The following is a 22154-nucleotide window of genomic DNA, read 5'->3' on the forward strand; positions in this document are numbered from 1 at the left end:
TTTAGACACTCCCTTTAACTGTAGTCCCAATTTTCTCGCCAAGGACCACTCGTTTGATATTCCCTTTTTCTGTGATATTGAACACCACTAACGGGATGTTGTTATCCATACAAAGGGAAGATGCGGTGGAATCCATGACACCAAGATTGTTACTGATAACTTCCATATAAGTTAACGTCTCGAACTTCTTCGCTGTTGGATCTTTGAATGGATCTGCTGAATATACGCCATCCACTTTATTTTTGGCCATAAGAATAACTTCTGCTTCAATTTCAGCTGCTCTTAAAGCCGCTGTAGTATCTGTTGAGAAGTATGGATTCCCTGTACCTGCCGCGAAGATAACAACTCTCCCTTTTTCAAGGTGACGCATTGCTCTTCTACGGATGTATGGTTCAGCCACTTGCTGCATAGTAATAGAAGATTGAACTCTTGTAGGTACATCCAGATTCTCCAATGCATCCTGCAGAGCCAATGAATTCATGACAGTTGCAAGCATACCCATGTAATCTGCTGTCGCACGATCCATCCCCTTCTCACTGCCTGCAATACCGCGCCAAATGTTTCCACCGCCAACAACGATAGCGACTTCTACACTTAATTCCACAACATCCTTTACCTGTTGGGCAATGGAAGTAATCACTTCCGAATCAATGCCATAACCCTGCTGTCCTGCCAAAGCTTCGCCGCTCAATTTTAGCACTATTCTTTTATAAAAAGGTTGACCCAACTTGTATAACCTCCGTTTCAATGCTTGAAAAGATCTCTCTTATTGGCTAAAAAAGAAGGAACACCAAGTGTTCCATCTTTTTTAAACGCCTATTATAGTTTAACTTGGGACATAACTTCTTCTGCAAAGTTCTCTTGTTTTTTCTCAAGACCTTCACCAAGGCCGAAACGTACGAAACGACGAATGGTGATGTTCTCGCCGATTGCTGCGACTTTTTCATTCAACAATTGGTCGATTGTTTTGTCTGGATCTTTAACGAATTGTTGCTCCATCAAGCAGAACTCTTCGTAGTATTTACCAATACGGCCTTCAACCATTTTGTCAATGATTTTCTCTGGTTTGCCTTCATTCAAAGCTTGGTTACGAAGAATTTCTTTTTCTTTCTCCAAAGCTTCTGTTGGCACTTCTTCACGACGTACATACGTCGGGTTAGCCGCTGCGATATGCATTGCGATGTCTCTGCAGAAAGTACGGAATTGCTCTGTTTTACCAACGAAGTCAGTTTCACAGTTGATCTCAACAAGTACGCCTACTTTACCGCCAGCGTGAATGTAAGATTCTACTGCGCCTTCTGTAGCAATACGGCCTGCTTTGTTAGCTGCAGCAGAAAGACCTTTCTCGCGAAGCAGTTCGCCCGCTTTGACGATATCACCATTTGCTTCTTCAAGTGCTTTCTTACAATCCAACATCCCTGCGCCTGTTTTTTCACGTAATTCTTTCACTTGTCCTGCTGTAACTGCCATTGAAAGAAACCTCCCGATAGTTGTTATTGGTATGTAATACCTATTGATTCTTTAAAAAAAGGGTGGTGACAGGCTGTTACACCTTCCAACCACCCTTTTCACATTCCTATAGATTAAGCTGTTGTTTGCTCGCCTTGGTGTGCCTCGATAACTGCATCAGCAATTTTAGCTGTTAATAATTTAACGGCACGAATAGCATCATCGTTACCTGGAATCACGTAATCAATTTCGTCCGGATCGCAGTTTGTATCAACGATACCAACGATTGGGATACCCAATTTGCGAGCTTCCGCAACAGCAATACGCTCTTTGCGTGGGTCGATAATGAAAAGTGCGCTAGGCAGCCCCTTCATGTTCTTGATTCCGCCCAAGAATTTCTCAAGACGATCTTTCTCTTTACGGAGAATGATAACTTCTTTCTTAGGAAGAACTTCGAAAGTACCGTCCTCTTCCCATCTTTCAAGAGTTTTCAAACGGTCAATACGTTTTTGAATCGTTTGGAAGTTTGTTAGTGTACCACCCAACCAACGTTGGTTGATGAAGTACATTCCGCAACGTTCTGCTTCTTCAGCAACGGAATCTTGTGCTTGTTTTTTCGTTCCTACGAAAAGAATCGTACCATTATCTTCAGAAACGGATTTAACAAAGTTGTAAGCTTCTTCAACTTTTTTAACCGTTTTTTGTAGATCGATAATGTAAATACCGTTTCTTTCTGTAAAGATGTATTTGTCCATTTTCGGGTTCCAACGACGTGTTTGGTGACCGAAATGTACGCCAGCTTCTAAAAGCTGTTTCATGGAGATAACTGCCATCCCCAATCCCTCCTCTAAAATGGTTTATTTGGTATCCGCCGCCTGTCGCATCTTTGCATAAAACTTACCGAAGTAAGCACCATTATGCAAATTGACGGGCGTGAGTTTTTAACACCGTGAATAAATATACCACAACTGAAATGCCTATGCAACCCTTTGTCATGATAGACATTTTGCCCTACAAATGGCATGTATATGTATAGAAACAACAAAAACAGACCTCCATAATAAAGATCCATTTGTCGGACTATCTATTGAACTGTAATTAAATTGGCCACGACTTTGGGGATATCCGTAACACCTTCAAAAACATGGTAACCGATCTGAATTTTGGTGCTGCCACCTTGCTTATCGAGCTCCGTAATGAAAGTTTTACGATCCGAAATAATGCCGGATTTCACGAGAAGTTCACTGACAGCTGTTGCATCAAGATTTGGTTGTACATAAATAATTATTTTCGGAGCAACTTCAGGTGTATTTGCTTTGGGCTGTTCCTGAGGTTTAGCTGTCGTCAACTTGTCTGTTTCCTCTTTTACCTTTTTCAAAACTGCTGCATCGAACTCCGTTTGCGTAAAAACTTTTGTGTTCTTATCGAATACTTGGTAGTACTTCGCAGCTTCGACTTTTAACTTCTGAGGATCCATTTCATCCAATGTAAGGCCCGTTTGACTAGGTGCACTAGCCCGCACAGACATAATTTGCAGAAGTAAAGCTCCTACAATAATTCCAGTCCCTATTCCAAAAACATACGACCTATTTTTAAACACGTGCCCTCTCCTCCTGTCTGGATAATTGAAGGATTAGACTGACCTCGCCTTTATTCATGCCTAGCTTCTTAGCAATCGCTTCGACGCCTTTTCCTTGATCATGTAATGAAAATAGTTCACTGTATCTGCTCTTCATGCTCAATCCAGTGTAGGTAAGTTCGTCTACTACGGATTGTTCTTTAGAAGATGCAATAAGTTCAGAAGACGTGACTTGAACAGAATGAGCTGGATTAGTAATAAGTACTCCCGAAATCACAGCATGCTGATCATCAGATAACACGTCAGTTGCCGCATTTATTCCTTGATTCATTTGATGATTGACATGCACTTTCGTTAATTCCTGCGACAGTTCATGCTTTTGCTTTTCCAATGATTCCAGTCTGCCAGCAAGCTTAGCTAGCTCTTTCTCGTAATCTTGTTTCGTTTTGGAGAACAGATTGAGCAGCGTTTGATTTTGTTCATCCATCTCAGCAGCGAAATGCTCGATGGTTTCCTCGATCTCTTGGACTACGTTGTTCTTTGTGGACGCAGACGCTTGCTCCTTAGGCAAGAAACGTGCATAAACAATCAAAACAAGTCCTAAAAGTACGACATACATCCACGGCTGCATAGCCATTGGGTTCACCTTTTTCTATATGAGAGATAACTAGTTATAAGGATAAATCAATATGATGCCCTTTATACGGATGATCTGGCTGATAGCTGCCTTCAGGAGAAGCGGAAACTGCTTTACCTTTGTTCTTCGTCTTACCCTTGTTAAACTGCTGACGCTGGTCACCATGATCCTTGATATCTGTACGAACACTCTCTTCAAGCTTACTGCTGCGATGGCGATCCTTCTCCGTTGTTTGAGCAGCTTGATTCTCCAAGACCGTTTCGTCCTGCCGCGGTTTCTGCATAAGCTGATTTTGACGGATGCCCGCTTCATCGTTTTTGTGTACAGCGAACTGTAAATCGATGGCTTTAAAACTCATCGCTTACCCTCTCCTTCACTTACACATAGGCACTCATAGAAATATCGCCTTCACTTAAACGGAAAGTCATACGGTTTGTTGGATCCTTGATAAATTTCGTATACCGGCCGATGACAATCTTCGTTCCCCCGTAAATAGTAGACAATACTTCTACTTTCGCTTTGTCGGAGTCTTCTAACGATTTCTCAATCTCAAGTATACGTTCTTTAATGGTATTTTGCTCTTCTAACGCTTGCTTTTTCGTATGAGTCAACTTGATTCGCATGGCCACTTTATCCGGGCCTAGTTGACCTGCTGCAGCTAATTGATTTAATAGCGTAAGCGCTTTATCCGTTTTATCCATATTTTCCATGTATACTTTCAGTTGATTGCGTAGATCAATCATTTCATTACGAAGCTCTGGTAGAACGCCAACTTCAACAACTGTAGCCGTTGACATCGAATTCCCTATCGTCCTCGCAGTAACACGCTCCCCGGCTTGTATGGTGCCTCCAACAATGAGTCCTTTGGAACCGCTACAATTTACAGCCTTGCCTGCTCTAATCGTTGAATGCATAATACTCTGAGAAACCGTTAATTCTCCAGTAACTTCAACAACAGCATCTTGAATGAAAGAACTTTTTACATTCTTTCCAGCTTTGACATGTGCTTTATTCTGCCCAACAATGCCTGCACTAATATCAATTGAACCTTCAGCTTCAAGTTCTGCAGCTTCCACGCCACCAGTAACACGAATATCTCCTGCTGCACGGATTTTAAAACCAGGAAGAACATTTCCACGAATAACCACTGTACCAATAAAATCAATATTCCCAATATTATAATCAACATTTCCATTTACTTCATAGACAGGAAACACATTAATTTTGTCACGATCTGTTCTTACCACCATGCCGTCAATTGTAGAATAAAGGCCCATTTGTTCAGCGTCTGTTACCACATTCTTACCTAATTTAAATCTAGCTTCTTTCCCTGCTTTAGTAAAAAGGGTCTCGCCTGTAACCGCTCTTCCCGGTGTGCCTTCCGTTGCCAGAAAACGCTGTCCGATAAGCTGCCCTTTTCTAACATTATGAAGGGATACAACTTCTTTATAATTTACCCTGCCGTCATCCAGCTCCAGCGGTTTTTTTTCATCCTCATCAAAATCAAAAATAAATTTAATATAGCCGCTTTGGCCTTCTATTGACTTGGTCCCCATTGCAATTGCAACTTTTTGATGATAAAAAGGTTTCGGATTTGCAGCTATTTGAGCAAGTAAAGGTCGATTTAAACCGTGAACGATGTGATTCGTTTGAACTAACTCTTCCAATTGTCCTGCTGTTACTCGAAAATCGTCATCAGCATTGTTAATTAACAAATAAGCTGTTAATTTGTCATCCGAGATGGAAATACTAATGTAAAAATCCAAAGGCATGTTCCTCTCAAGCATAGACAAACCACCTTTCATTACCTTCTGATTGTATGTTTATGTATCTTGAAATAATTGCGTCTTAAATCGACCTAGTACGCCTTTAAGTCGAAGAATTGCTTTCGAATGTAATTGGGAAATACGAGAAGGAGACAAGCACATAACCTCAGCAATTTCACTTAAGGAGAGCTCTTCGAAATAGAATAATGAGACAACCGTTCTCTCTTTCTCTGTTAGTCGTTCAATAGCCTTGGCCAATGACTCCTTCAAATAAAACTCATTAACTTGAAACTCCGGGTTCTTGGCTTTTTCGTCAACTAGTAATGAAAGACGCGTTTCCGAATCTTCCTCACGGATGGGATCATCAATCGAACAAACGGTTGTAATCGAAATATCCTGAAGCATCTGTTGAAAATCTTGCTCACTAATTTGTAAATAGTCGCTGATCTCAGCATCCGTAACGGAACGTAGATACTGCTGCTCTAGCTTCTGGTAAGCATCTTCGACCTTCTTGGCCTTTTCTCTCACAGATCGAGGAACCCAATCCCCTTGCCGAAGTCCATCAATAATAGAACCACGAATTCTCCAAGAAGCATAGGTCTCGAATTGTAGTCCCCGTGAATAGTCAAACTTTTCCACAGCATCGATAAGGCCCATCACACCAAAGCTCGATAGATCCTCTCTCGAAACACTTTTGGGAAGTCCTATTGCCATACGTCCGGAAACATAGTCGACTAAGGGCAAGTAACTCTCGATAAGCGACTGCTTAGCGGGAACCCAACCCTGCTCCTTCCATTGCTTCCATAACTCGATATTAACTAGTTGTGATTGCTTTTGCTCGATCATGATCTATGTTTCACCATCCTTAGTCTTCAGACATTCGCCTTAAGGCACCCGCCAGTTGTTCAGGGTCCAAATTATTCTTGGTGACTAGCTTAGGTGGATTCAGTGGTGAAAATTGCATTTCGTTAGATAGTAAAGAGTTATTACTGCCCAGGTTAGCCTTCATCATCTTACGTGTTTCCTCATCCTCATCCGGTGTAGTCAAATCCAATGATTGACCAACGGATGATTCTGTTGCGGAATTCGCATAAGATGCTCCGCCTGCAGCATGTTCAGCTCCTATCATTACACCCAACACCCATCTAAAACCAAATGTCAGAACGAATAAAATAAGAAAGCTGTATGCACTTTTTAGACAAGTAGAAAGAAATAAATTATTGCCGATCGATAAGGCAAATGTAAATAAGCCCGCCAATGATGCTACGATGACATTAATTCGAATGGTTCCAATCATCATCAAATTTCCTTTACTCCTAATTGGACACTTCGAATAACCAGGATGCCGGTTTCACTATGAAATTCTATCGTTCGACCGTAATTAGCCCCGGTATCCTCAGCACGAATCTGAATTTTGTATTTATTCAACATTTCTTTACAAGATTCTACATTTCTTGGACCAATTCTCATCGTATCATTATTTCCTGCAAATGCAAACATTTGAGCACCGCCAGCAAGCTTAGCTTCCAGCCTATTCACAGTAGCTCCTAGCTTTTCCATTCTGGAGATTAACTCAGGAATAGCCGTATCCGCGTATTTAGCAATATTCAGCGAACCTTCACGAGCTATCTCGGAGGAAGGCAGCATCACATGAGCCATACCTGCCACTTTTACGCGGCTATCATATAAGGTGACACCCACACACGAACCCAGCCCCGTTGTCTTCAATACACCTGTCTGGTGAGCAACATTCAGGTCAGCCATTCCTACTTTAATTAAATTATCTAACGTCATGGAGACTCTACCCCTAATGCCGAAAATATTTTGCCAAACGATTCCGGATCAGGAATTAAGAAGAAATGCCCTTGTACTTCATTTTCCCCTTCCATAAATTTGGTATCAATGAGAAGGGCTTGATCTCCCATTTGGCCAAATTGCAATAATCCATAGCTTAAGATGGCACCAGCCATGTCAATGGCTAATGCAGGGACAGTAGGTTGCATATTCAAATTCGTAAAATCAGCAAGAGAAGATAAATAAGAACCGGCTAGAATATTCCCTATTTCATTCAGAGCAGATAATTCCAGTTCTGAATACTCTTCCTGATTTTCGATACTTAGCCCAATTAAATCCCTTAGCATATTTTTGGCAGCATCTAAATCAAGGATAAAAAACATATTTCCAGGTGCGTCACCATCCACTCGCAAGAAGATAGCAAGAACCACCGTCTCTGCACCGCCAACACTTTCGCAGATTTCTTCGAAAGGAAGCATTCTAACCTTTGGAACAAGCATATCAATCGGCTTATCCAGCAAAGTAGATAGGGCAGTAGCTGCATGCCCTGCACCTATGTTACCTACTTCCTTGAGAACGTCCATTTGAAAATCCTCTAAACGACTAAACACATCCACAAGCTATTCCTCTACTCTTTCTAACTGTTGAAGTTCATCACGATCCAAGACTTGCTCTAAATTCAGCAAAACAAGTAATCTTTGTTCGCCGACACGCGCGATACCATCCAGATACTTGGCTTTGATACCACCCACAATTTCTGGTGGATTATCAATATTGTCTGTGTCCAGATCAATAACATCATTCGCAGAATCTACGATAAGACCAACTTCAAAGTCACCTGCAGATACGATGATAATACGAGTAGCATCTGAATTAGCTTGTTCTTCAAGTCCAAACCTTGAGCGAAGATCGATAATAGGAATAACAACACCGCGAAGATTAATAACGCCTTTAATAAATGCAGGTGCTTTAGGTACGCGAGTCATTGGCTGCATTCTTTCGATCGTTCTAACTTTCTCAACTTCCACGCCGTACTCTTCCGTTCCAAGTGCGAAGACGATTACCTTTTTCTCTTCTCCCATTGTGAAAACCTCCCTAAAAGTATGTAATTATTTAATCAATGCATTCGGATCAATGATCAATGCAACTTGTCCATCTCCTAGAATCGTTGCACCGGATATTGCAAATAGACCGGATAAATATTTACCTAACGTTTTGAGAACAATTTCTTGCTGACCAATAAATTCGTCTACCATCAAGGCAACTTGTTTGTCCCCTTTGCGTACAACAACAATCTCAGTCTCTTCCTCAAGATCCTCATCGAAATCAGGTACATTAAACAATGTACTGAGCGATACAAGAGGAATAACCGTATTACGATAATCCACCATTTTGTTCCCGTGAATGTTACGAATCTGTTGCTTCTGAATAGCTGAAGTTTCAACAATGGATGACAACGGTATCGCATATTTTTCGCTGCCAAGACGCACAAGCATGGCGGAAATAATAGACAGTGTCAGTGGTAATTGGACAGAGAACTTACTTCCAAAACCTGGTTTGGAATCAACTTGAACATGTCCACCCAACATTTGAATCTTCGTTTTCACAACGTCTAGACCTACGCCTCGTCCTGAAATATCAGAAATTTTCTCAGCCGTACTAAAACCAGATGCGAACAACAAGTTGTATACTTCCAAATCACTTAACTTCGCTGCTTGTTCAGCTGTTACAAGGCCATTCTTGAGTGCAGTCTTCAATACTTTTTCTCTATAAATCCCTCTACCATCTTCTTCAATTTCTATAAAGACATGATTGCCGCTATGGAAAGCACGCAACTGAATGGTACCTTGCTCACTTTTGCCAGCAGCCAGTCGATCGCTGATTGACTCAATACCATGATCCACAGCATTACGAAGTAAATGTACAAGCGGATCACCAATTTCATCAATGACGGTCCGATCTAATTCCGTTTCTGCACCAGTAATGACCAGATCTACTTTCTTATCTAGCGATTTAGCCAAATCCCTTATCATCCGTGGGAAACGATTAAATACCGAATCTACTGGTACCATGCGGAGCTTCAATACAATATTTTGCAAATCACTGCTAACCCTTGACATATGCTCAACTGTTTCAGTTAGATCATTACGTTTAACCTCGCTAGCAAGTTGTTCTAAACGTACTCGATCAATTAAAAGTTCGCTGAACAGATTCATGAGCGCATCTAAGCGTTCAATATCAACACGAATGGTACGACTTGCAACAGGAGCCCCACCTGCTGCTGGTTTAGCTGCAGCTGTAGCTGGCTCAACATTATGTATGGCTTCAACAGATACAGCTGGTGCAATCGCTTCTGCAACCGCTGCAGCTATTTCTTGTCTTGCCGCCTCAACTTCAGTTCTTGGACGGGATAATTCGGCTAGTGATTCTGAATCAACTGTGATAATGACGGCTGATTGGATTTCGGAAACGTTCAAAATTTCTTTCTCTAACGTTACTTGATCAACCTTAGAAATAAAATAAAGCGAGAAGGAACGATCAAATTTCTCTTGTTCGATTTCTTGTACGGATGGCGTCGCTTTTACGATTTCGCCCATTTGCTCCAGTGCATCGAACACCATGTATGCCCTTGCTGCCTTAAGTACACAATTCTCATTAACACTTACTTCGATATAGAATACAAGGAATCCCGAGTCAATCGATTGTTGAAGAATAGAAAATTGAAACTCATCAACTTCGATACCTTTTGCTGGTTCCTTCGCAGCTGTCACAGCTGGAGCTTGTGCGGTTTTATAGTCACCTGTCACGATGGAACGAAGAGCAACGACGATTGGTGAAACATCCGCTTTTCCTGTACCACCTTGAATAATATCTTCGACCATAGATTCCAATGAATCAAGACTTTTGAAAATGCAGTCAAAAATGAATGGGTTCATTTCAATTTTACTGTTACGTACCAAGTCCAACACATTTTCCATCTCGTGCGTTAGGGCAGCGATATCTTCAAAGCCCATTGTTGCGGACATCCCTTTCAACGTATGAGCAGAGCGGAAAATGTTATGAACAATACTAATATCCTGAGGATTGCTTTCTAAACTAAGTAAGTTCTCATTCAAAGATTGCAAATGCTCTTTCGATTCATCGATAAACATGGATAAATATTGACTAAGTTCCAAAACCACACACCTCCAATAGAATCATTATGTAACCTGTTTACTAAATTTCATTTAATTAAGTACGCATTGAGCTAACCGACTTGCAATATCCTGCTGTGGCAAAACATGCATCGCAGCTTGGATCTCTACAGCAGCTCTTGGCATCCCGTATACGACACAAGTTTCTTCGCACTCGGCAATGGTTGTTGATACACCGGATTGCTTTAATGAGAGCATACCTTTAGCTCCATCGCTCCCCATGCCGGTCATCAGGACGATGTGCCGCTTCAACTCATTCATTCCAAGCAAGGACTCAAACATGACATCCACCGAAGGGCGGTGGCCAGAACGAGGTTCTTCTTTGGTCAAGCGAATTTTGTACGTTTTGTCCGTATCTTTGTAGATGACCATATGCCATCCTCCCGGTGCTACATAAGCTGTTGCCGTTTGGAGCACATCCCCTTCCGCAGCCTCGACTACTTGTATCTGAGAAATGTCATTCAGACGTTGGGCTAATGATTTGGTGAAATTAGGCGGCATATGTTGAACAATTAAGATCGGCGCAGGAAAACCTGCAGGAATATGAGAGATCACCTGATGTAAAGCGCGAGGTCCTCCAGTTGAAGTACCTATGGCTACTAGATGATCGAAATGCGTTGAACCAGGCTTTGCAGCAAGTTTAGTATCGGGTGCTTTTATCGAACTGGCAATACTCTTGGCTATTAACGGTTGAATAACCCGCGGAGGCACAGGCTGTTGCTGTACCGGCCGTAACTTTGTTCGAACTGCCATTTGCAGCTTCTCGTGTAGAAGTTGTTTTACTTTATACAGGTCAAGGGATATGGAGCCTGACGGCTTTCGAATAAAGTCGACGGCTCCCCACTCGAGTGCTTTAATCGTTTCAGATGCACCCTCTTGGGTTAAGGAACTTAACATAATGACGGGTGTTGGTTGTTCGGTCATGATTCGCTGTAAAGCATCCAAACCGTTCATTATTGGCATTTCCACATCCATCGTAACGGCATCGGGGCGCAATAGCTTCACTTGTTCAATAGCTTCTTGACCATTTTTTGCTGTTCCTATGACTTTGTACTGAGGATTATCAGAGATCAAATCGCTTATAATTTTTCGCATAAAGACGGAGTCGTCTACGACAAGAATGTTATATGGTGCCAAGCTGCTTCCCTCCCTCTTATGTGCATATTCGACACGATTTGCGAAAATCCTATTTTAAAAGTTTCATCATTTTATTTAAAAAGCCCTTGACACCGGAAGTAGGTGTGTCGATTACTCGATAACCATTAAGATAATTATCGACTAATAATTGAAGACTTCGTGATGCGGCCGAATTCGGAAAAGCAACAGTAAAAGGTATTTGCTTTTTAACCGCCTTAGATACAGCTGCGTCATCGTCAACGAATCCTAATGTAGGGATCTGGATATCCAGAAATTGTTTAGCGACTAAAGAAATTTTATCAGCCGTGTGCTTGCCTTCCTTTGCATCGGTTACTCGGTTAATTACTAGTTTAAAAGAAACGTCATGTCCCATTGAATTAACCATTTTTATAATGGCATAAGCATCCGTTATGGAAGTAGGCTCAGGCGTTGTGACCACAAAAGCTTCTTCGGCAGCGAGAATAAACTTCAACGTTTCTTTGGACAATCCGGCCCCTGTGTCAAAAATAATAAAATCAACATATCCGTTGAGCTGCATGACTTGCTCGGCAAAGTAGTTCAATTCATCATCGGTTAAGCGAAGTAAATCGTTAAATCCAGATCCACCTGCTATAAAATCTAAATCATTGTAGCCTTTCCGGATAATTTCCCAGATCGTTTTTTCCTTTTTCAATAAGTGATACAAATTGTATTTGGAGGAAATCCCCATCAGCACATCAATGTTGGCAAGCCCAATGTCTGCATCAAAGACAAGTACCTTATAACCTTGGGACTGAAGCGTTAAAGCAAAGTTTAGCGTAAAATTTGATTTACCTACGCCTCCCTTTCCGCTAGTCACGGTAATAATCCTGGTTGCTTTTGTGCCTTTTTCATTCTGAATTTGTACCAGGTTCCGCAACCCTTCTGCTTGATCCTTCATGCTCTAGGTTCCTCCAATAACAAATCAATGATTTGCCACTCATTCATTTCCGTAATATCATCGGGTACGCTTTGACCGTTTGTAACATACGAAAGCTGCAGTGAGAACTCGTGAACAACATTTACAATCGCACCGTAGGAGTCTGTTTCATCCATTTTGGTGAATAATACTTTGTCTAGCTTAAACTTATTAAAATTGTTCGTAATCGCTCTCATGTCCCGATACTTCGTTGTTAAGCTCAGAACTAGAATAGTCTCACTATTTCCTTGTGTCTTTAGCAAAGAGTTAAGCTCCGAAACATACATTTCATTTCGAAAATTGCGTCCAGCCGTATCCATGAAAATGACATCACATTCTTCAAGATTATGAAATGCCTTCGCTAAATCCTGCGGTGAGAAAACAACTTCAAGCGGTACATTCAAGATTGTTCCATATGTTTTCAACTGTTCAATTGCCGCAATTCGATACGTGTCTGAAGTAATAAATCCAACCTTACGTTGATACTTCAACACTTGCTCTGCTGCTAGCTTGGCAATGGTTGTCGTTTTGCCAACTCCTGTTGGACCTACGAAATGTACAACGCGTGTTTGTGGTGAAATTTGTTTGCTTCGATTGGACTGAAGCACCTGCCCTAGCTTGGATCGCACCACTTGAAGAGCTGACTTATCTGTCACAGGCTCATCTGCAAGCTGAAAATCGGCCACAGCTTCATCCATAATTTGACGAACTAATGTAGGATCTACTTCTTGGTCAAATAATCGTTGTTCGATCTTCTGTAAAGGTTCTGGGAGATTTGACACCTCGGATGCATGAGTAAGCTTTCTCATCATTTCCTTCATTTGTTTGAGCTCCTCCATGAGGTGCTCATCTTTGAGATTGACTCTATTAGGTGCATTTACCGAAACGGGAGAGTAAGACTGTTGCGAAGCAAAACTCTGTTGCGTCTCAACACCTGCACTAACGGTAACTGGTTCTTTTGGGGTTGAAACAGGAGCAATCACATCTGGGACTTCAGGAAAATCAGATAGATGCGATTGAGCTCTCGAAGGTTGAGCTTGACTCATGACTTTCTGCTGTTGAGGCTGAGGTGTAAACCGCTGAGCGGCCCCTCCTGAATTCGTGTTTGCTCCATCAATTGCAGCGATAACTTCAATCTTTTTCTTACCGAATAGACCAAGAAAACCACCTGTGCGAATTTCCTTGGTATTGAGGATTACTGCATCCTTGCCTAAATCCGTGCGAATTTTTTGCAAGGCGTCCGGCATGGAATCGACAACGTATCTTTTTACTCTCATAAATTGACTACCCCCATACTCTGAATTTCAACGCTAGGCTCTAATTCGCTGTAGGATAATACAGGTATATCTTGCAAAGTTCTCTCAAGCAATTGTCTTAAATACATCCGAATCGTTGGTGAAGTTAAAATTACAGGTTGTTCTCCGGATTGAATCAATTTAGTAACTTGCTCACTGACGCGATGATAAATTATTTGTGAAGAGGATGGGTCAAGGGCTAAGTAACTTCCTTGATCTGATTGCTGAACAGAATCGGCAATTTTCTTTTCCACAGATGGACCAACTGTAATGACTTTTAGGGAATCACCTAAAGAAGTAAACTGCTGCGTGATTTGTCTCGATAATGATTGTCTAACATATTCAGTCAATATCTCAGGATCTTTTGTATAAGAACCATAATCAGCAAGAGTTTCCAAAATCGTTACCAAGTCACGTACAGAAATTTTCTCACGCAGTAACTTAGCCAATACCTTCTGAACGTCCCCAACTGATAACACAGAAGGAATAAGATCATCAACAAGTGCTGGATAAGACTCGCGAACATTATCGATAAGTGCTTTAGTTTCTTGACGACCCAGAAGTTCATGTGTATGTTTCTTAATAATTTCGGTTAAATGTGTAGCCACTACGGAAGGAGGATCAACGACTGTATAGCCAGATAACTCCGCTCTTTCTTTGGTCACTTCATCTATCCATATAGCAGGCAATCCAAAGGCAGGCTCAGTCGTTTCTATACCTGCTATTGAATCATCATCAATACCAGGACTCATGGCTAGGTAATGATTAAGAAGTAGTTCGCCGCGTGCAACCGTATTGCCTTTTATTTTGATGATATACTCATTCGGCCGTAGTTGAATATTGTCACGGATGCGAATAACGGGTACGACAACCCCAAGCTCAAGCGCACATTGTCGGCGAATCAAGATAATCCGATCTAGTAAATCTCCGCCTTGTTGAGTATCAGCAAGAGGAATTAAACCATAACCGAATTCAAACTCAATCGGATCGACTTGTAACAAGGAAATAACACTTTCAGGACTCCGCACTTCCTCAATTTGCTGCTCCTCCACCAATTGTTCTTCTTTGATCGCTTCGCGCTCCAAATTCTTTTGCATTTTAAAAGCTGCGAAAATTAGCAATCCGGCAATCGGAAACGTAGTGAACCAGTGAATTGGTGTGAATAAACCAAGCACCATGAGGGTACCAGCAACAATATAAAGAAGCTTCGGTTGTGCAGTTAATTGTTTCGTTATATCGTGACCTAAATTACCTTCAGATGATGCGCGTGTCACGATAATACCAGCTGCAGTTGAAATTAAAAGGGCTGGAATTTGACTGACGAGTCCATCACCAATAGTTAATATCGAGAAGGTTTCAAGTGCCTCAGAAAAAGACATCCCTTTCATCGTCATCCCAATAATAAAGCCACCAATCAAATTAATGACGAGGATGATAATGCCGGCAATGGCATCCCCTTTCACAAACTTACTTGCACCATCCATAGCTCCGTAGAAATCAGCTTCACGTTCAATCTTTTGTCTACGTTCACGAGCTTGGACCTCATTGATTAAGCCTGCATTCAAATCTGCGTCAATACTCATTTGTTTTCCCGGCATCGCATCGAGAGTAAATCTCGCTGCAACCTCGGCAACGCGCTCAGAACCTTTGGTAATTACGATGAATTGTACCAAGACAAGGATGAGAAACACGACGAATCCCACGACGATATTGCCTTGAGCAACGAAAGAACCAAAAGTTCTGACCACGTCGCCTGCTTCTGCATGCGACAAAATGTTCCGCGTAGTTGAGACGTTTAGCGCCAACCGAAACAATGTCGTAATTAGTAGTAAAGAAGGGAAGATGGAGAACTGAAGAGCTTCTTTTGTATTCATAGCAACCAAAATAATCATTAAGGCAATCGATATATTAATAATTAAAAGAAAGTCCAGCAAAGGGATTGGAACCGGTACAATCATCATTAATACAATACCGATAATGCCTATAAGAACCAATAAATCCTTGATCTTCATCTGATTGTACCCCCCTCCTCATTAGTTCGTTTTGCCCTTCACTTTATATACATAAGCCAATACTTCTGCGACAGCCTGGAACAGCTCAGCGGGAATAGAGTCACCAATTTCCACCTGTGCAAAGATCGCTCGAGCAAGCGGTTTATTTTCCATCGTCATAATACCGTTTTTCTTCGCAACTTCTTTAATCTTTAAAGCAACATAATCCGCGCCCTTAGCAATAACTGTAGGGGCTTGCATATTGTTCGAATCATATTTCAAAGCAACCGCAAAGTGGGTTGGATTGGTAATAATAACATCAGCTTTGGGGACTTCCTGCATCATGCGCTGCATGGCCATCTGGCGCTGCTTTGCGCGAATTTTTCCTTTGATAAGTGGGTCCCCTTCACTCTTCTTATACTCATCCTTAATATCCTGTTTGGACATTTTGAGACTTTTCTCATACTCATACTTTTGATATATGAAATCAAAAATGGCAAGGACAATTAAAATTGCTCCAATTTTGATCCCTAGTTTTAGGGTGACCGAGGCAATAAATGAAAATGTACTCTCCAATGGAGCATGGCCAAGTCCTAGCAGTTTAGCTTTTTCCCCTATTAATGTCGTGTACACGACATAACCGATAATTAACATTTTCATTGTTGACTTAAGAAAATCCATCACGGTCCGCAGCGAAAAAATTCGCTTGAAGCCCTCGATCGGATTGATCTTGCTAAACTTCATCATCAGGGGATCGCCAATAAACATAAAGCCAATTTGCGCATAATTTCCAATAAAAGCAACTAAAACAACAAGGATGAAAATTGGAGCTAAAATGATTAACCCTTGTTGGACTAAATCTACGAATAATACCTGAACGTTTGCGGCTGTGATATCCATCGTCAGTTGATTCTCATACACGTTGCGAAAGATGTTTACAATTTTCTCTTTCATATAACCACCGAACATGAGGAAAGATAGAAATGAAAAGAGTAAAATAAATGCCGCCGGTAGGTCCATACTCTTCGCAACTTGACCCTTTTTACGAGCGTCCTGCCTCTTCTTTGCTGTAGCAGATTCCGTCTTTTCCCCAGCAAACCATTGTAAATCGAGCTTCAAGCGTAATGTTTGGGACACGGCTTACCTCCTACTTAGGTGATGGTTGCTGTGTGCCGCTAATCAGTTGAAGCAACTTCTCCATGTAATCAAAAATGGTTGCAAATAAATTTTGAAATTGAGATATTAATTCCGGGAAAATAATGACCAGCAGAAAAAAGCCAAGGATCATTTTCAAAGGTGCGCCTATAACGAAAATATTGAATTGCGGAGCAACCCTTGTTAAGAGTCCTAACCCTAAATCTGTCAAAAAAAGGGCTGCTATGATAGGAGCAGCGAGTTGAAACGAGAGATAAAACATTTTTGAAAGCGATTGAAACAAGAAATTCGAAATTTGTCCATCATAGATGCGGGTGAACAGCTGATTGTCTAGCGGTATCCAACGGTAGCTGTCAATAATCGCTCTGATCAAATAATGGTGCCCATCAAAAGAAAGAAAAAGCAGCACGGCGATCATATATTTAAGGTTACCTAACATTGGACTTGAAGCCCCCGTTAGAGGATCAATCACACTCGCCATACTGAAGCCGATTTGCATATCCATAAAAGAGCCGGCTGTCTGGACAACTGTAAAAAAGATATAGGCCAGAAAACCAAGTAAAACGCCAACAAGCATTTCACGAATGATCAATAGAATGTATTCACCATCCATGGGAATGGGCTTATCCAACCCCATAGTCGCAAAAATGATTAACGAGATGAATACGGAAAGTCCGATTTTGAACATCATTGGAACATTTCTTGAAGAAAGAATTGGGACTACGACAAAGAACGATGTAATTCGACAAAAAATAAGCAGAAAGATAGGGATAACTTGGAAAAAGTATGTCATATCGCTCACAACCTATCCAACGAATTTGTAAAGGTTGTTGAGTAAATTAAAAGTAAAGTCAACCAATGTATTCATGATCCAAGGTCCAAATATTAAGATAGACAGCAGAACCGCCACAATTTTGGGAACAAACGCCAAGGTTTGTTCTTGAATCTGCGTCGTTGCTTGAAAAATACTAATGATCAGACCAACGACAAGCCCAATAATAAGCATGGGTGCACTTGCTTTAAGCACGGTATAAACAGCCTCACCAGCAATCCGTATTACAAATTCCGAGCCCATCTAGAAACCTCCGATATCTTGATCCTCAACCATAGCTTAGGAGTAAAGATCTCACCACAAGATACCAACCATCTACAAGTATGAAAAGTAGAATTTTAAAAGGGAGAGAAATCATAACAGGCGGTAACATCATCATTCCCATTGCCATTAAGGTACTGGATACAACCATATCTATGACCAGAAACGGGATGAAAATCATGAATCCCATCTGGAAAGCTGATTTCAGTTCACTTATTGCGTATGCCGGAACTAATGAAGTAATCGGTATATCTTCTACGCCTGTAGGTGCCTTAGCTTTGGTATAGTCTAAGAACAACTTTAGATCCTTCTGACGTGTATGTTTGAACATAAACTTCTTCATTGGTAAGGATGCTTTCTCAAAAGCCTGGGTCTGATTAATTTCACCCTTCAGATAAGGCTGCAAAGCTGTCTGGTTAACCTCTCCCAAAGTAGGAGACATAATAAAAAAGGTTAAAAACAGAGCTAGTCCGATTAAAACCTGATTAGGCGGCATCTGCTGGGTTCCAAGGGATGTTCGAACGAATCCAAGCACGATGACAATTCTTGTGAAACTAGTCATTAAAATAAGAAAAGATGGTGCAAGACTTAATACGGTTAATAAGAGCAATAAGGTAACTGTGTTAGAAGAACCACCGGCAGCGCCACTAGTCCCAATATTCACATTTAACCCAGGGATCGGATTGTTTGGATCTGTTTCAGCAGCAGAAGCTGTCAGTGATAAGAGGAACACTGAAATCATAACAATCAGAAGCGTAAGAACTAATTTATTTCTTTTCATTCATCATTCAACCGATCTGTTTGTTTTTGATCAGAAAGCCATTCGTGAGCATCTTTATTACGGTTAGATACTCGCTGCAGCCTATCGTGAAATACTTGTTGAAAGGATGAAGTAATTTCTACTTCTTCCTCAATCTCTTTCTTTCTAACAGGAAGTTTGCTTATCCACTTACTTATTGCACCAAAGCCCACGCGATCATCCTCAGAAGAAGTAAGCAATTCCGAGATATACGCAACTTCATCGGCGTCATTGATCTTATCCAACAACTGAATGTTCTCACCGACGCCAACCACGAAGAGCGAATGACCAATTTCAACTATTTGAATAGATTTATTTTGTCCGAGGGGAACTCCACCTAAAGAACGAATTGAGTTCCCGAACATAGTACCTTTATTTTTCTTAGCTATGTACTTCATAAGCACAAAGAATAAGAGAATAATTAATACGAGAAAGAAAATGACCTTAACAATCATGCCAAACGAATTAAATGGGTCAGTAGTCGGAAAATCTGATGTTGGAAGACCTTGTCCTGGCTCTGTTTCAGCAAAGCTAATGGATTTGGTATATAACATTGCGACTACACTTAATATGGCAGTAATCAGTCGTTTCGATTGGAGTCTTCTCATAGTCACAACCCTTTCGGTTTATGTAAGACTCAACCGAACGTTGACGGTTTAACCTAGAGTCTTTTTAATCGCTTCGATAACACGGTCTGCCTGAAATGGTTTAACAATAAAGTCTTTTGCCCCTGCTTGAATGGCATCAATAACCATAGCTTGCTGCCCCATCGCGGAACACATAATGACCTTTGCAGTAGGTTCAATTTTTTTGATTTCTTTCAATGCTTGAATGCCGTCCATCTCAGGCATCGTAATATCCATCGTAATTAAATCTGGTTTCAATTCTTTGTACTTTTCGATGGCTTGAGCACCATCATTCGCTTCGCCACAAACCTCGTAACCATTTTTAGATAAAATATCACGAATCATCATTCTCATAAATGCAGCATCATCAACAATTAGAATACGGTTAGCCATGAGTAAAATCCCCCTAAATTTAAATTATTGTAACTTTTGAATTCGTTCCCACTGGTTAACGATGTCTGTTACACGAACCCCAAAGTTTTCATCGATGACGACAACTTCGCCTTTGGCAATCAACTTGTTATTTACTAAGATATCAACAGGCTCACCTGCCAGCTTATCCAATTCAATAATCGATCCCTGGGAAAGTTCTAAGATGTCTTTAATCACCTTGTGCGTTCTGCCTAATTCTACTGTTACCTTAAGAGGTATATCTAGTAATAAATTAAGGTTTGTATCATCAGCCTGTCCCAACGAACCCGATTGTAAATTTCCAAATTGCACGGGTTGAACATTTACATTCCGATTCGGCATCCCACCATAAGCTGCCGGAGGCTGCTGATACATGGGTTGCTGTGGCGGGTACATGGGCTGTTGAGGTGGATACATCGGCTGCCCCATTCTTGGCTGTTGATACATCGGTTGTTCATACATTGGCTGCTGTTGTTGGTACATAGGCTGCTCGTAAATGGGACTTGGAGTTGCTGTAGGCGGCGTATGAGCTTCCTGTGTAGGTACTTGTGATGGTGCTGCAGGGGCAGGTGCTTGAGCCGCAGGCGCAGCCTCCATTGAAGAGTCAGAATCACCACCCATGAGAGTCGATACCATTTCTTTGGCGAATGGAACAGGTAATAATTGCATGATGTTAGAATCAATAAGATCGCCAATGGTAAGTCGGAACGATATCTTTATAAATACGTCCTCGTCCGGTAGTTTTCCTTCTCCTTTCGACAAATTTAATATGTCGATTCCTGGAGGAGAGATATTGACAAATCGATTAAAGATGGTAGACATGGACGTAGCAGAAGATCCCATCATCTGATTCATGGCTTCTTGTACAGCACTGATGTGAATCTCACTAAGATTTTCATCACCGCCAGTACCATCACCTCCCATCATTAAATCAGCAATGACTTGAGCATCACGTGTTTTAATAACAAGTAGATTAATACCGTCAAAACCATCAACATAATTCACATGAACGGCTACATGAGGTTTTGGAAACTGCTCTCCCAATTCTTCTTTACCAATAATAGAAACCTTTGGTGTTGTTATGTCTACTTTCTTTCCAAGCAATGTCGAAAGTGCTGTGGCTGCACTACCGAAAGTGATATTACCAATTTCACCAAGTGCATCCTGTTCTAGGGGAGATAAATAGTCTTCAACTATAGGAGGCCCGTTAAAAGAAGTGGCTGAACTATCGTCTGAAGACTGTCTCAACAAAGCATCGATCTCTTCCTGGGACAAATAATCTCTGTTATTCGTCATAATCTTCTTCTCCTTCGTTTACGATTTCTGTAATTTGTACAGCCATCTTCCCTTTTAAGGTACCGGGGCTTCCGAGATATTTCAGCTTCTCGCCCACTTTGACTTGAAGCGAATCTTCGACGGATTTATGCAGCGGGATTACATCGCCAGCCGTTAAGCCAAGGAAATCACGTATGGAAATTTCAGACGATCCCAATTCTGCAATGAGTGGCAGCTTGGTTTTTTCCAAGCGCGATTGAAGTGCTTCCACTTCTTCAGGTGCTCTCGTCTTCTTCTGGGAGACAAACCAATGATGCACAGAAAGTCGAGGCATAATGGGTTCGATGACAACATGAGGGATACACAAGTTGATCATCCCTGTTGTATCACCGATTTTGGTGCTAAGTGATATTAATGCAATGGTTTCATTGGGTGAAACAATCTGCATGAACTGCGGATTTGTTTCAAGGGCCTCTAAACGAGGTTGAATATCAATGACAGTCTTCCATGCCTCTTGTAAACTATCGAATGCTCTGCTAAAAATACGTTCCATCACAATCGTTTCAATCTCAGTTAAGGCATTAATTTTGGTTGGGGTCGTACCTGCACCGCCCAACAAACGGTCCAACATAGCAAATGCGACATTGGGATGAACCTCAAGCACCATTCGACCCTCTAAAGGCTCCGCTTCAAAGATGTTCAAAATGGTCATTTTCGGGATCGAACGAATAAATTCGTCATAGGGCAGTTGTTCAACCTGGACAACACTGATCTGTACGAACGTACGGAGCTGGGCAGAAAAATACGTTGTTAAAAATCGTGCATAGTTTTCGTGAATCCGGGTTAAGCTACGAATATGATCCTTTGAGAAACGTACGGCTCTCTTAAAATCATAGGCCCTTACCTTCTTCTGCGTTTCCTCTTTTTTAAGTTCATCCGCATCCATTTCGCCTGAGGACAGAGCAGCTAGCAAGGCATCGATCTCATTTTGCGATAGAACATCAACCATTCGAGTC

General features: G+C 41.4%; 25 protein-coding genes. All 25 read right to left on the bottom strand.

Features of this window, described 5'->3' with window-relative positions; translation table 11 throughout:
• Nucleotide 1 precedes the first annotated feature (1 nt).
• Nucleotides 2-727: a UMP kinase gene (gene pyrH / locus ASG85_RS00780; protein ID WP_057301530.1), complete on the bottom strand. Its 726-nt coding sequence runs from the start codon at nt 725-727 to the stop codon at nt 2-4.
• A gap of 92 nt (nt 728-819) precedes the next feature.
• A complete protein-coding gene (gene tsf / locus ASG85_RS00785) occupies nt 820-1470 on the bottom strand; it encodes a translation elongation factor Ts (RefSeq protein ID WP_057301531.1) in 651 nt (216 codons plus the stop codon).
• Nucleotides 1471-1583: 113 nt separating this feature from the next.
• The gene (rpsB, locus tag ASG85_RS00790) at nt 1584-2282 is read right to left on the bottom strand and encodes a 30S ribosomal protein S2 (RefSeq protein WP_029195233.1); all 699 of its coding nucleotides are present in this window, start codon (nt 2280-2282) and stop codon (nt 1584-1586) included.
• A 251-nt stretch (nt 2283-2533) separates the two neighbouring features.
• Entirely contained in the window at nt 2534-3049 is a 516-nt protein-coding gene (locus ASG85_RS00795; RefSeq protein WP_060645124.1) for a hypothetical protein, read from the bottom strand.
• Nucleotides 3042-3665, bottom strand: coding sequence for a hypothetical protein (locus ASG85_RS00800; RefSeq protein WP_060645125.1), 624 nt, complete (start codon nt 3663-3665; stop codon nt 3042-3044). The genes ASG85_RS00795 and ASG85_RS00800 overlap by 8 nt, the downstream gene beginning before the upstream one ends.
• A gap of 34 nt (nt 3666-3699) precedes the next feature.
• Nucleotides 3700-4023, bottom strand: a complete 324-nt coding sequence (locus ASG85_RS00805; protein ID WP_057301534.1) for a hypothetical protein — start codon at nt 4021-4023, stop codon at nt 3700-3702.
• A 19-nt stretch (nt 4024-4042) separates the two neighbouring features.
• On the bottom strand, nt 4043-5452 hold the full coding sequence (locus ASG85_RS00810) for a DUF342 domain-containing protein (protein WP_060645126.1): 1410 nt from the start codon (nt 5450-5452) through the stop codon (nt 4043-4045).
• A 36-nt stretch (nt 5453-5488) separates the two neighbouring features.
• Nucleotides 5489-6277 (bottom strand): FliA/WhiG family RNA polymerase sigma factor, encoded by a 789-nt coding sequence (locus ASG85_RS00815; RefSeq protein WP_057301536.1) that lies wholly within the window; start codon nt 6275-6277, stop codon nt 5489-5491.
• Nucleotides 6278-6296: 19 nt separating this feature from the next.
• Entirely contained in the window at nt 6297-6734 is a 438-nt protein-coding gene (locus ASG85_RS00820; RefSeq protein WP_156396363.1) for a hypothetical protein, read from the bottom strand.
• On the bottom strand, nt 6731-7225 hold the full coding sequence (locus tag ASG85_RS00825) for a chemotaxis protein CheD (RefSeq protein WP_057301538.1): 495 nt from the start codon (nt 7223-7225) through the stop codon (nt 6731-6733). The genes ASG85_RS00820 and ASG85_RS00825 overlap by 4 nt, the downstream gene beginning before the upstream one ends.
• The gene (locus ASG85_RS00830; RefSeq protein ID WP_414858669.1) at nt 7222-7809 is read right to left on the bottom strand and encodes a chemotaxis protein CheC; all 588 of its coding nucleotides are present in this window, start codon (nt 7807-7809) and stop codon (nt 7222-7224) included. Before ASG85_RS00830 ends, ASG85_RS00825 begins: the two co-directional genes overlap by 4 nt.
• A 36-nt stretch (nt 7810-7845) precedes the next feature.
• Nucleotides 7846-8307, bottom strand: a complete 462-nt coding sequence (locus ASG85_RS00835; protein ID WP_057301540.1) for a chemotaxis protein CheW — start codon at nt 8305-8307, stop codon at nt 7846-7848.
• Between the two features lie 27 nt (nt 8308-8334).
• Complete coding sequence (locus ASG85_RS00840; protein WP_060645128.1) at nt 8335-10401, bottom strand: chemotaxis protein CheA; 2067 nt, start codon at nt 10399-10401, stop codon at nt 8335-8337.
• A 51-nt stretch (nt 10402-10452) separates the two neighbouring features.
• Nucleotides 10453-11556, bottom strand: coding sequence for a protein-glutamate methylesterase/protein-glutamine glutaminase (locus ASG85_RS00845; RefSeq protein WP_060645129.1), 1104 nt, complete (start codon nt 11554-11556; stop codon nt 10453-10455).
• 49 nt (nt 11557-11605) lie between these two features.
• Complete coding sequence (locus tag ASG85_RS00850) at nt 11606-12475, bottom strand: MinD/ParA family protein (protein ID WP_060645130.1); 870 nt, start codon at nt 12473-12475, stop codon at nt 11606-11608.
• A complete protein-coding gene (gene flhF, locus ASG85_RS00855) occupies nt 12472-13770 on the bottom strand; it encodes a flagellar biosynthesis protein FlhF (RefSeq protein WP_060645131.1) in 1299 nt (432 codons plus the stop codon). The genes ASG85_RS00850 and flhF overlap by 4 nt, the downstream gene beginning before the upstream one ends.
• A complete protein-coding gene (gene flhA, locus ASG85_RS00860) occupies nt 13767-15800 on the bottom strand; it encodes a flagellar biosynthesis protein FlhA (RefSeq protein ID WP_057301545.1) in 2034 nt (677 codons plus the stop codon). The genes flhF and flhA overlap by 4 nt, the downstream gene beginning before the upstream one ends.
• A gap of 21 nt (nt 15801-15821) precedes the next feature.
• Nucleotides 15822-16916, bottom strand: a complete 1095-nt coding sequence (gene flhB, locus ASG85_RS00865) for a flagellar biosynthesis protein FlhB (RefSeq protein WP_057301546.1) — start codon at nt 16914-16916, stop codon at nt 15822-15824.
• 10 nt (nt 16917-16926) lie between these two features.
• Nucleotides 16927-17727, bottom strand: a complete 801-nt coding sequence (gene fliR, locus ASG85_RS00870; RefSeq protein WP_057301547.1) for a flagellar biosynthetic protein FliR — start codon at nt 17725-17727, stop codon at nt 16927-16929.
• 12 nt (nt 17728-17739) lie between these two features.
• On the bottom strand, nt 17740-18009 hold the full coding sequence (fliQ, locus tag ASG85_RS00875) for a flagellar biosynthesis protein FliQ (RefSeq protein ID WP_029195371.1): 270 nt from the start codon (nt 18007-18009) through the stop codon (nt 17740-17742).
• Nucleotides 18010-18034: 25 nt separating this feature from the next.
• Nucleotides 18035-18808: a flagellar type III secretion system pore protein FliP gene (fliP, locus tag ASG85_RS00880; protein WP_057301548.1), complete on the bottom strand. Its 774-nt coding sequence runs from the start codon at nt 18806-18808 to the stop codon at nt 18035-18037.
• The gene (locus tag ASG85_RS00885; RefSeq protein WP_162251186.1) at nt 18805-19380 is read right to left on the bottom strand and encodes a flagellar biosynthetic protein FliO; all 576 of its coding nucleotides are present in this window, start codon (nt 19378-19380) and stop codon (nt 18805-18807) included. Before ASG85_RS00885 ends, fliP begins: the two co-directional genes overlap by 4 nt.
• Nucleotides 19381-19482: 102 nt before the next feature.
• Nucleotides 19483-19845 carry a response regulator gene (locus ASG85_RS00890; protein ID WP_029195368.1) on the bottom strand — a complete coding sequence of 121 codons (363 nt, stop codon included), beginning with the start codon at nt 19843-19845 and terminating at the stop codon, nt 19483-19485.
• A gap of 24 nt (nt 19846-19869) precedes the next feature.
• Entirely contained in the window at nt 19870-21159 is a 1290-nt protein-coding gene (gene fliY / locus ASG85_RS00895; RefSeq protein ID WP_060645132.1) for a flagellar motor switch phosphatase FliY, read from the bottom strand.
• Complete coding sequence (gene fliM / locus ASG85_RS00900) at nt 21149-22147, bottom strand: flagellar motor switch protein FliM (RefSeq protein ID WP_057301550.1); 999 nt, start codon at nt 22145-22147, stop codon at nt 21149-21151. The genes fliY and fliM overlap by 11 nt, the downstream gene beginning before the upstream one ends.
• Nucleotides 22148-22154 lie beyond the last annotated feature (7 nt).

The organism is Paenibacillus sp. Soil724D2, assembly GCF_001427935.1.
Taxonomy (GTDB): domain Bacteria; phylum Bacillota; class Bacilli; order Paenibacillales; family NBRC-103111; genus Paenibacillus_E.

Excerpts from the sequence above, each read along its gene's own strand:
- ASG85_RS00885 (WP_162251186.1), bottom strand. The coding sequence starts at position 19,380 with ATGTTATATACCAAATCCATTAGCTTTGCTGAAACAGAGCCAGGACAA.
- ASG85_RS00825 (WP_057301538.1), bottom strand. The coding sequence starts at position 7,225 with ATGACGTTAGATAATTTAATTAAAGTAGGAATGGCTGACCTGAATGTT.
- flhA (WP_057301545.1), bottom strand. The coding sequence starts at position 15,800 with ATGAAGATCAAGGATTTATTGGTTCTTATAGGCATTATCGGTATTGTA.
- fliR (WP_057301547.1), bottom strand. The coding sequence starts at position 17,727 with ATGACATACTTTTTCCAAGTTATCCCTATCTTTCTGCTTATTTTTTGT.
- ASG85_RS00815 (WP_057301536.1), bottom strand. The coding sequence starts at position 6,277 with ATGATCGAGCAAAAGCAATCACAACTAGTTAATATCGAGTTATGGAAG.
- rpsB (WP_029195233.1), bottom strand. The coding sequence starts at position 2,282 with ATGGCAGTTATCTCCATGAAACAGCTTTTAGAAGCTGGCGTACATTTC.
- flhF (WP_060645131.1), bottom strand. The coding sequence starts at position 13,770 with ATGAGAGTAAAAAGATACGTTGTCGATTCCATGCCGGACGCCTTGCAA.
- fliQ (WP_029195371.1), bottom strand. The coding sequence starts at position 18,009 with ATGGGCTCGGAATTTGTAATACGGATTGCTGGTGAGGCTGTTTATACC.
- ASG85_RS00890 (WP_029195368.1), bottom strand. The coding sequence starts at position 19,845 with ATGGCTAACCGTATTCTAATTGTTGATGATGCTGCATTTATGAGAATG.
- ASG85_RS00805 (WP_057301534.1), bottom strand. The coding sequence starts at position 4,023 with ATGAGTTTTAAAGCCATCGATTTACAGTTCGCTGTACACAAAAACGAT.
- ASG85_RS00810 (WP_060645126.1), bottom strand. The coding sequence starts at position 5,452 with ATGCTTGAGAGGAACATGCCTTTGGATTTTTACATTAGTATTTCCATC.
- ASG85_RS00830 (WP_414858669.1), bottom strand. The coding sequence starts at position 7,809 with ATGGACGTTCTCAAGGAAGTAGGTAACATAGGTGCAGGGCATGCAGCT.
- fliY (WP_060645132.1), bottom strand. The coding sequence starts at position 21,159 with ATGACGAATAACAGAGATTATTTGTCCCAGGAAGAGATCGATGCTTTG.
- tsf (WP_057301531.1), bottom strand. The coding sequence starts at position 1,470 with ATGGCAGTTACAGCAGGACAAGTGAAAGAATTACGTGAAAAAACAGGC.
- fliP (WP_057301548.1), bottom strand. The coding sequence starts at position 18,808 with ATGAAAAGAAATAAATTAGTTCTTACGCTTCTGATTGTTATGATTTCA.
- ASG85_RS00835 (WP_057301540.1), bottom strand. The coding sequence starts at position 8,307 with ATGGGAGAAGAGAAAAAGGTAATCGTCTTCGCACTTGGAACGGAAGAG.
- fliM (WP_057301550.1), bottom strand. The coding sequence starts at position 22,147 with ATGGTTGATGTTCTATCGCAAAATGAGATCGATGCCTTGCTAGCTGCT.
- ASG85_RS00850 (WP_060645130.1), bottom strand. The coding sequence starts at position 12,475 with ATGAAGGATCAAGCAGAAGGGTTGCGGAACCTGGTACAAATTCAGAAT.
- ASG85_RS00800 (WP_060645125.1), bottom strand. The coding sequence starts at position 3,665 with ATGGCTATGCAGCCGTGGATGTATGTCGTACTTTTAGGACTTGTTTTG.